Annotated in this window: 7 protein-coding genes; 6 read left to right on the top strand and 1 reads right to left on the bottom strand. The window is 63.9% G+C overall.

Annotated features, from left to right (window positions below):
- From EN893_RS12875 to EN893_RS12860, 4 genes are all read left to right on the top strand, one after another.
- Positions 1-812: Ldh family oxidoreductase (locus tag EN893_RS12875; RefSeq protein WP_128361567.1), on the top strand; the 812-nt coding region annotated here is incomplete at its 5' end.
- A gap of 240 nt (positions 813-1052) precedes the next feature.
- On the top strand, positions 1053-1334 hold the full coding sequence (locus tag EN893_RS12870) for a hypothetical protein (RefSeq protein ID WP_127270320.1): 282 nt from the start codon (positions 1053-1055) through the stop codon (positions 1332-1334).
- Positions 1335-1530: 196 nt separating this feature from the next.
- The gene (locus EN893_RS12865; protein WP_127270318.1) at positions 1531-1983 is read left to right on the top strand and encodes a DoxX family protein; all 453 of its coding nucleotides are present in this window, start codon (positions 1531-1533) and stop codon (positions 1981-1983) included.
- A 93-nt stretch (positions 1984-2076) separates the two neighbouring features.
- Positions 2077-3054: a complex I NDUFA9 subunit family protein gene (locus EN893_RS12860; protein WP_127270317.1), complete on the top strand. Its 978-nt coding sequence runs from the start codon at positions 2077-2079 to the stop codon at positions 3052-3054.
- A gap of 27 nt (positions 3055-3081) precedes the next feature.
- On the opposite strand, the gene EN893_RS12855 is transcribed toward EN893_RS12860, so the two are convergent.
- Positions 3082-4455: a cytochrome P450 gene (locus tag EN893_RS12855; RefSeq protein WP_127270315.1), complete on the bottom strand. Its 1374-nt coding sequence runs from the start codon at positions 4453-4455 to the stop codon at positions 3082-3084.
- Between the two features lie 205 nt (positions 4456-4660).
- Between EN893_RS12855 and EN893_RS12850 the strand changes: the two genes are divergently transcribed.
- Entirely contained in the window at positions 4661-5230 is a 570-nt protein-coding gene (locus EN893_RS12850; RefSeq protein ID WP_128361566.1) for an NADPH-dependent FMN reductase, read from the top strand.
- A 91-nt stretch (positions 5231-5321) separates the two neighbouring features.
- Positions 5322-6863, top strand: a 1542-nt coding sequence (locus EN893_RS12845) for a caspase domain-containing protein (RefSeq protein WP_245490823.1), incomplete at its 3' end; no start/stop codon positions are given.

The following is a 6863-nucleotide window of genomic DNA, read 5'->3' as shown; positions in this document are numbered from 1 at the left end:
ATGCCGACCCGGTGATCACCCGGCCGGCGCTTGCGGTCTATCTCTCCGATGCACGCCGGGGGCTGGCGCATACCGGCTTCGACCGCACTATCGACGACCTCGCCAAGGCGGCAAAGCTGTTCGGCGTCGCCATCTTCTCGCAGAAGAACGCCTATACATGCGGCGCGCTCGGCTATTTCACCGGAAGGCTGGCAACACTCGGGCTGGTGTCGTTCGCCGCCACCAACGGCCCGGCCGTACTTGCCGGCTCGGGCTCGGTCAAGCCAGTCTACTGCACCAACCCGATGTCGTTTGCCGCCCCCGCCGCCGACGGGGCGCCGCTGGTCATCGACCAGTCGTCGAGCGCCACCGCTTTCGTCAACATCCGCAAAGCGGCCGAGGAGGGCAAGACGATCCCTGAAGGCTGGGCGCTGGACGCCAGCGGCAACCCGACCACCGATCCCGCCGCCGCCATGAAGGGCGCAATGCTCGCCTTCGGCGGCCAGCGCGGCGCCAACATCGCGCTGATGGTCGAGGTGCTGGCGGCGGGCCTGTCGGGCGCCAACTGGTCGCTCGACGCGCCATGGTTCAGCGGCGGGCCGGACAGCCCCGGCACGGGACTATTCGTGCTTGCTATCGAACCCAAGCTGCTCGATCCGGATTTCGAGCAGCGGATGAAGGACCAGCTCGACCGGCTGCGGCGGCGCTTCGGTGTGCATGTGCCCGGTCGTGCCCGCGCAGAGGCCGCCGAGAAGGCGCAAGCGCGGGGCATCACGGCATCCAAGGCGGTGGTGCAGCGCATTTCCGAATTCGCCGCACGCTATTCTTCCTAAATAGTTTTTTATATCAAATAGTTATCTGAAATCTGCCCGCCGCAGGCGCGGCGCGGTGCGATTTTCTTTGCGCGCTGCTGAACCTTTCCGCGCCTTGCTGCGACCCAGCTTTGTCCAGGGCAAGGCGAGCTTGCCCGATCCACACCGGGGGAAGCAGCAAACCGAAATCGAAAGCCTGCATCACGCGAAGGCCGGTCCTTCGCGCCTCGGAAACCTCAACCCAAATCAAAGGAAATTGTCATGACCAACACCAAGATCACCATGCTGACCGCCGTCCTTCTGCTCGGCTCGTTCATGGGTGCCACACAGGCAGCCACCCTGAAGGCCGCGCCGGCCAAGCCGACCAGCCCGGGTGTCATCGCCGCCCCGAGCGGCGGCGCCACCGAAGACCATTACTGCAAGAACGGCCATGCAAAATTCGCCAATTGCAGCGCCGATTTCGTCGCCGCCTGCAAGAAGGTTGGTGGCACCATGTCGGATGTTCAGGGCTGGGGTGGGCGTACTTGCTTCACGCCCTCCTGATACCGTCTCAGGTCAGGCCGCTCCGTCGGCCCCTGACTTCGCATGGATGTCACCCGGAAAACCCCGCTTCGGCGGGGTTTTCTGCGTTTTGACGCACAATGAATAAAACATTCTTGTTTTGGTCAACTTTTGTTTATTTGACTTCGGCCGACCCGACCGGCCGTTTGCGCTGATTGAGCAAAACAGAGGAGCTATAATGTCGGCAAGCACGGACAACCCCCGCAACGCCCTTGTCATCCCGGTCCTTGGCAGGTTTTACGCGGCTCTGCACGATGGTGCCGAAACCGTTCTTCGCGTCGTCGCCGGCGGGTTTTTCGCCATCCATGGTTCGCAGAAGATCACCAATCCTTTCGGCGCTGCCGAGATGGTCGAGGGTCTCGGTTTCTATCCGGGCGCGTTGTGGTCGTTGCTTCTGGCCTGCACTGAATTCTTCGGCGGCATCTTCATTGCCATCGGGTTTTTGACGCGGCCGGCCGCCTTTGCCGGCCTGTTCGTGCTGCTGGTCACGGTCTGGTTCCACTGGGTCACGATGGACCAAGGCTATTCGGGCGCGGAAAAGTCGCTGCTTTGGGCGGCGATCCTGCTCTTCTTCGTCATTCGCGGCGGCAACCGCCATTCGGTCGACGCCCGTATGGGCAAAGCGTTCTGACAGGCTGATAGCGACGACGCGTCGCCCTTTGCCTTTGGCACGAAACGGATTATGAAACGGCTTCAGCCAAGCTTGCGAGCGCCGGAGCCAGCCATGACCGAAATCCTGCAGACCCCAAAGCTCGTCGTCGTCTTTGGCGGGTCAGGCTTTGTCGGCCGCCATGTCGTGCGCGCGTTGGCCAAGCGCGGCTATCGCATCCGGGTCGCCTGCCGGCGGCCCGATCTTGCCGGCCATTTGCAGCCGCTTGGCAATGTCGGCCAGATCCAGCCGGTGCAGGCCAATGTGCGCGTGCGCTGGTCGGTAGACCGCGCCGTGCAGGGCGCCGACCACGTCGTCAATCTGGTCGCCATCCTGCATGAGAGCGGCCGGCAGAAATTCTCCGCCGTGCACGAGTTCGGCGCCCGCGCAGTGGCCGAGGCCGCACGCTCGGTCGGCGCCGGCCTGACCCACATTTCTGCGCTTGGCGCCGATCTGGACTCCGAATCAGACTACGCGCGCACCAAGGCGCTTGGCGAAAAGGCTGTGCTGGAGACGATCAAGGACGCCGTGATCTTCCGGCCGTCGATCAATTTCGGACCCGAAGACGGCTTCTTCAACCGCTTCGCCAACATGGCGCGCTATTCGCCGGTGCTGCCGCTGATCGGCGGCGGCCAGACCAAGTTCCAGCCGGTCTATGTCGGCGACGTGGCCGAAGCGGTGGCGCGCTCGGTCGACGGCAAGGTGGATGGCGGCCAGATCTATGAACTTGGTGGACCGAAGGTGCTCACCTTCAAGCAGTGCATGGAAGAGCTGCTCGACGTGATCGAGCGCAAGCGGCTGCTGGTGCCGGTGCCGTGGTGGGTGGCCAACATCCAGGCCTCGATCCTCGGTCTGTTGCCCAATCCGCTGCTGACCAAGGACCAGGTGACGCAGTTGCGCGAGCACAACATCGTTTCGGACGCCGCCAACAAGACCAACAGGACGCTTGCAGGGCTCGGCATCCAGCCGCAATCGATCGCGACGATCCTGCCCAGCTATCTCTGGCGCTACCGCGCCGCCGGCCAGTTCCAGCAACGCAAGCCTGCTGCTTAATTTATCACAACCGTCTGAAGCTGTGTCTCATGCCTGTCGCGGCGTGACCCGCATCGGCAGACCGCCTTGCGGCTGCGTGGTCAGTTTCTGTACAGGCCAGGGTTTGGTTTCGGCTGTCGTGTCGAAGCGGAAGCGCGACAGCATGATCGCCAGCGCGATGATCGCCTCCTGCATGGCGAAGCTGGCGCCGATGCAGACGCGCGGACCCGCGCCAAACGGCAGATACTGGAAGCGGTCGATCTTTTCGCGATTTCCCGGATGGAAGCGCTCCGGCAGGAAGGCATCCGGCCGGTCCCACAGTTTCCTGTGGCGATGCACGACCCAGGGCATCACCAGCACCGCGGCGTGCTTGGGGATATGAAGATCCTTCCACATTTCCGGTTCGATCGGCTCGCGGTTGATCGACGGCGCCGGCGGATACAGCCTGAGCGCTTCGTCGAAAGCCGCACGCGTGAACGGCATGGCATCGAGCCATTTCGTCGGATCGGGCTCGCGCGCCAACACCTGGTCGATCTCCTGCTCGACCCGGTCGCGCTCCCACGGCGATTCAGCCAGGCAATACAGTGTCCAGCCCAGAGCCCGCGCGGTCGTCTCATGGCCGGCGCCGATGAAGGTGATGATGTTGTCCTCTACCTCGGCCCGCGTCAGTCCATCGGGTCCCTCGGCCTTGAGCAGCAGCGTCAGGAAATCCTGCGGCACGGCATCGGGGTCGCGCTTGAATTTCGCTTCGCGCATCTTGACAGTGTCGGTGACGATCTTGCGGAAATAGGCCATGGTCTTGCGGCCGCGGATACGGGTCAGCCTCGGCAGCCAGTCGGGCGCGCGCAACAGATCGAGCGGATCGACGCGACCCATGGTCTCGAACAGGCGGTCGATCTCGTTGGCGAAACTGCCAGGCTCGCCCGATATCTCGCCGGAAAACAGCGTCTCGGCCAGGATGTCGTAGGTGAGCAGCGTCATGTCATGGGCGATGTCGGACGTGCCGCCGTCTTCGTAGCGGGCGACGAAGTCCAGCGTGCGTCTCAGCATCGGCTGGGCGAAGCCGAAGATGTGGCGCGGCGTGAACACCGGCGCCATCGCCTTGCGCGACCGCTTCCAGACCTCGCCCTCGGCGGTCAGCAGGCCATCGCGCAGGATCGGCCGCAGGATCTTCTGACGCACCGTCGCCATCTTGTAGTTCCTGGCATTGTCGACCAGCACATGGCGGATCAGGCCGGGATCATTGGCGACGATCAGATGTCCACCAACACCACTGGCCGAGATCCACGGCTCGTTGTAGGTGTGCTCACCCCACAATTCGAGCGGGTTGCGGTAGACGATGCGGATCATCTCCAGCGTCGAGGGCGGCGTGGTGCGCGGCTTCGGCGCCGGGGGAATGAAGGGGGCGGGCTGGATGTCCATGGGCTGCTCCGCTGATACCCCAATGTAATGGCTGGCAATGCGGGCGTCCATGTGACCGAACGGCAGGCGCAAATATACAGCCCGAGGCGTCACAGCAGGCGATCCGTTCAGCCGATTGTGACCGCCTCCATGGCGGTGCCGCCTTGTCCGCGGCCGTGTCCTGCCGTAGGTCACCAACAGATACCGCCAGACCTAGGAGCCCGCCTTGAAGCACCAGTTGAACATCATCATCGGCAGCACGCGGCCAGGCCGCGCCGGACCGGTTTTTGCCGAGTGGCTGGAGACGTTCGCGCGCGAGCATGGAAAATTCGAGCCGGTACTGACCGACATCGATACGTTCAAGCTTCCGGTGCTGGACGAACCGCACCATCCAAGGCTCGGCAATTACAAGAACGACCATACCAAGGCCTGGTCGAAAGCGATCGATGCCGCCGACGCCTTCGTCTTCGTGGCGCCGGAATACAATTATTTCGTGGCGCCGGCGATCGTCAACGCGGTCGATTATCTCTCGCGTGAATGGAAGTACAAGCCTGCAGCCATTTTCAGCTATGGCGGCGTCTCCGGCGGCCTGCGCGCGGCGCAAGCGCTGAAGCCGTTGCTGACATCGGTCGGCGCCATGCCGATCTCGGAAGGCGTCGCGCTGCCGATGTACCAGAAACTGCTCGATGAGAACGGCGCTTTCAACGCCAGCGAACAGGTGCAGGGCGGAGCCAAAACCATGCTCGACGAGCTGTTGCGCTGGAGCGAGGCGCTGAAGCCGCTGCGGGGCGCTTGAAAGTGGCGGCTTTTCACCAAAAGCCTTGCTTGCTCATGCGATAAAGAGGTGGAATGTTCGCGCAAATGGACAAGCCGGGGGGCGGTTCGACTTGCGCTTGCTTTTTGCCTTGCTGCTGATGCTCATGAGCACCGCCGCCGCGGTGGCTGAGCGACGCGTGGCTTTGATCATAGCCGAGGACGGCTACCGCCTGGTTCGGCCGCTCGCCAATCCGGTCCATGACGGCGAGGCGATGGCAGCGGCGCTGAAGAAGCTCGGCTTCGAGGTCATCCTCGAAACCAATCGCGACCTGCGGCGAATGCGCCGCGCGCTCGACGATTTTCGCCTGGATGCCAAAGGCGCCGACGTGGCGCTGGTCTACTTCTCCGGCCACGGCGTGGAAATCTCGGGCGACAACCGGCTGCTCCCGATCGATGCCGACGCCTCAGCGCTAGAGGCGCTGGAGAAGAACAGCCTGCCGCTGGAAGAGGTGCGCGACAGCGTGGCCGCCACGGCCAAGGTCGGCCTGATCATGCTCGACGCCTGCCGCAGCGATCCCTTCTCGGGAAGCAGCGGTGAAGGGCGCGGCGCGACATCGCTGGCAAAGGATGTCTCCGACAAGGTGAAGCCGGGTCTCGGCCGGATTGGCCGCGCCGAAAACATCCTGTTCGCCTTCTCCGCCGCACCGGGCGAGACGGCTGCCGACGGCACCGGCCAGAACTCGCCCTTCACGACAGCGCTGACCAAATATCTCGGCACCGACGGGCTCGAGATCCGCTCGGTGCTGACGCTGGTGCAGCAGGAGGTCTACGATTTGTCGCGGGGCAAACAGCTGCCTTACGTCGAGAGCGGCCTGCCGAAGCTGTTTTTTGCCGCGGCCGCCAAGCAACAATTGCCGGAGCGCGAGCGCCTGTTGCTTGCCATGGCCGACGTGACGCCGGAAATGCGCGGTGAGGTCGAGCAGGTCGCCAGCGATGCCGACATGCCGCTGGCGCCTCTCTACGGCGTGCTGATCAGCTCCGACGCCAGCCACCTTTCGGCGGACAGCCTGAATGCCCGGTTGCGCGAGGCGGCCGACGCCTTCGTCAAGGTGCGCGGCGAAATGAGGACGCTGGCCTCCGATGATCCGCAGGTGACGGAATTGCGCCGGCAGGCCGAGGAGCAGCTTTCGCTCGGCGCCTTCGATGGGGCTCGCGCCATCCTCGCAAAGGCCGCCGACATCGACAATGTTTCGCGCAACGCCTTGAAGGCCAACTTCGTCAACCGCACGCTGTCCGAGGCGGCGACGCGTTTCCTGTCCGGCGGTGCGGCGCGCGCCGACCTCGACTACGCCACGGCCATCAAGGACTATGAATCGGTGCTGGTCCTCTACGGCGAGGCCGGGCAAACCGATCTGACCCTGGACCAGGCCGACCGCCAGATCCGAACCCTGGACGAGCTCGGCAAGCTCTACACCCTTGTCGGCAACACCGATGCGGCAGGCCGCGCCTTTGCAGCGCTGGTGTCCAATCTCGAGCTGCGTTCGGCCCGGGAAACCGACCCGAGCGTCAAGCGCGATTTTGCCGTCAGCCACATCAAGCTCGGCAACATCAAGCTGGCGCAAGGAGACCTGCCGGAAGCGCTGGAAAACTATCGGACCGCCAGAACCATGCTC

Origin of the sequence: Mesorhizobium sp. M7A.F.Ca.CA.004.04.2.1 (assembly GCF_004022825.1) — a bacterium.
In the GTDB taxonomy this organism is placed as follows: domain Bacteria; phylum Pseudomonadota; class Alphaproteobacteria; order Rhizobiales; family Rhizobiaceae; genus Mesorhizobium.
The sequence above is the reverse complement of the archived record's forward strand: the minus strand, read 5'-3'. Positions and strand labels throughout refer to the sequence as shown.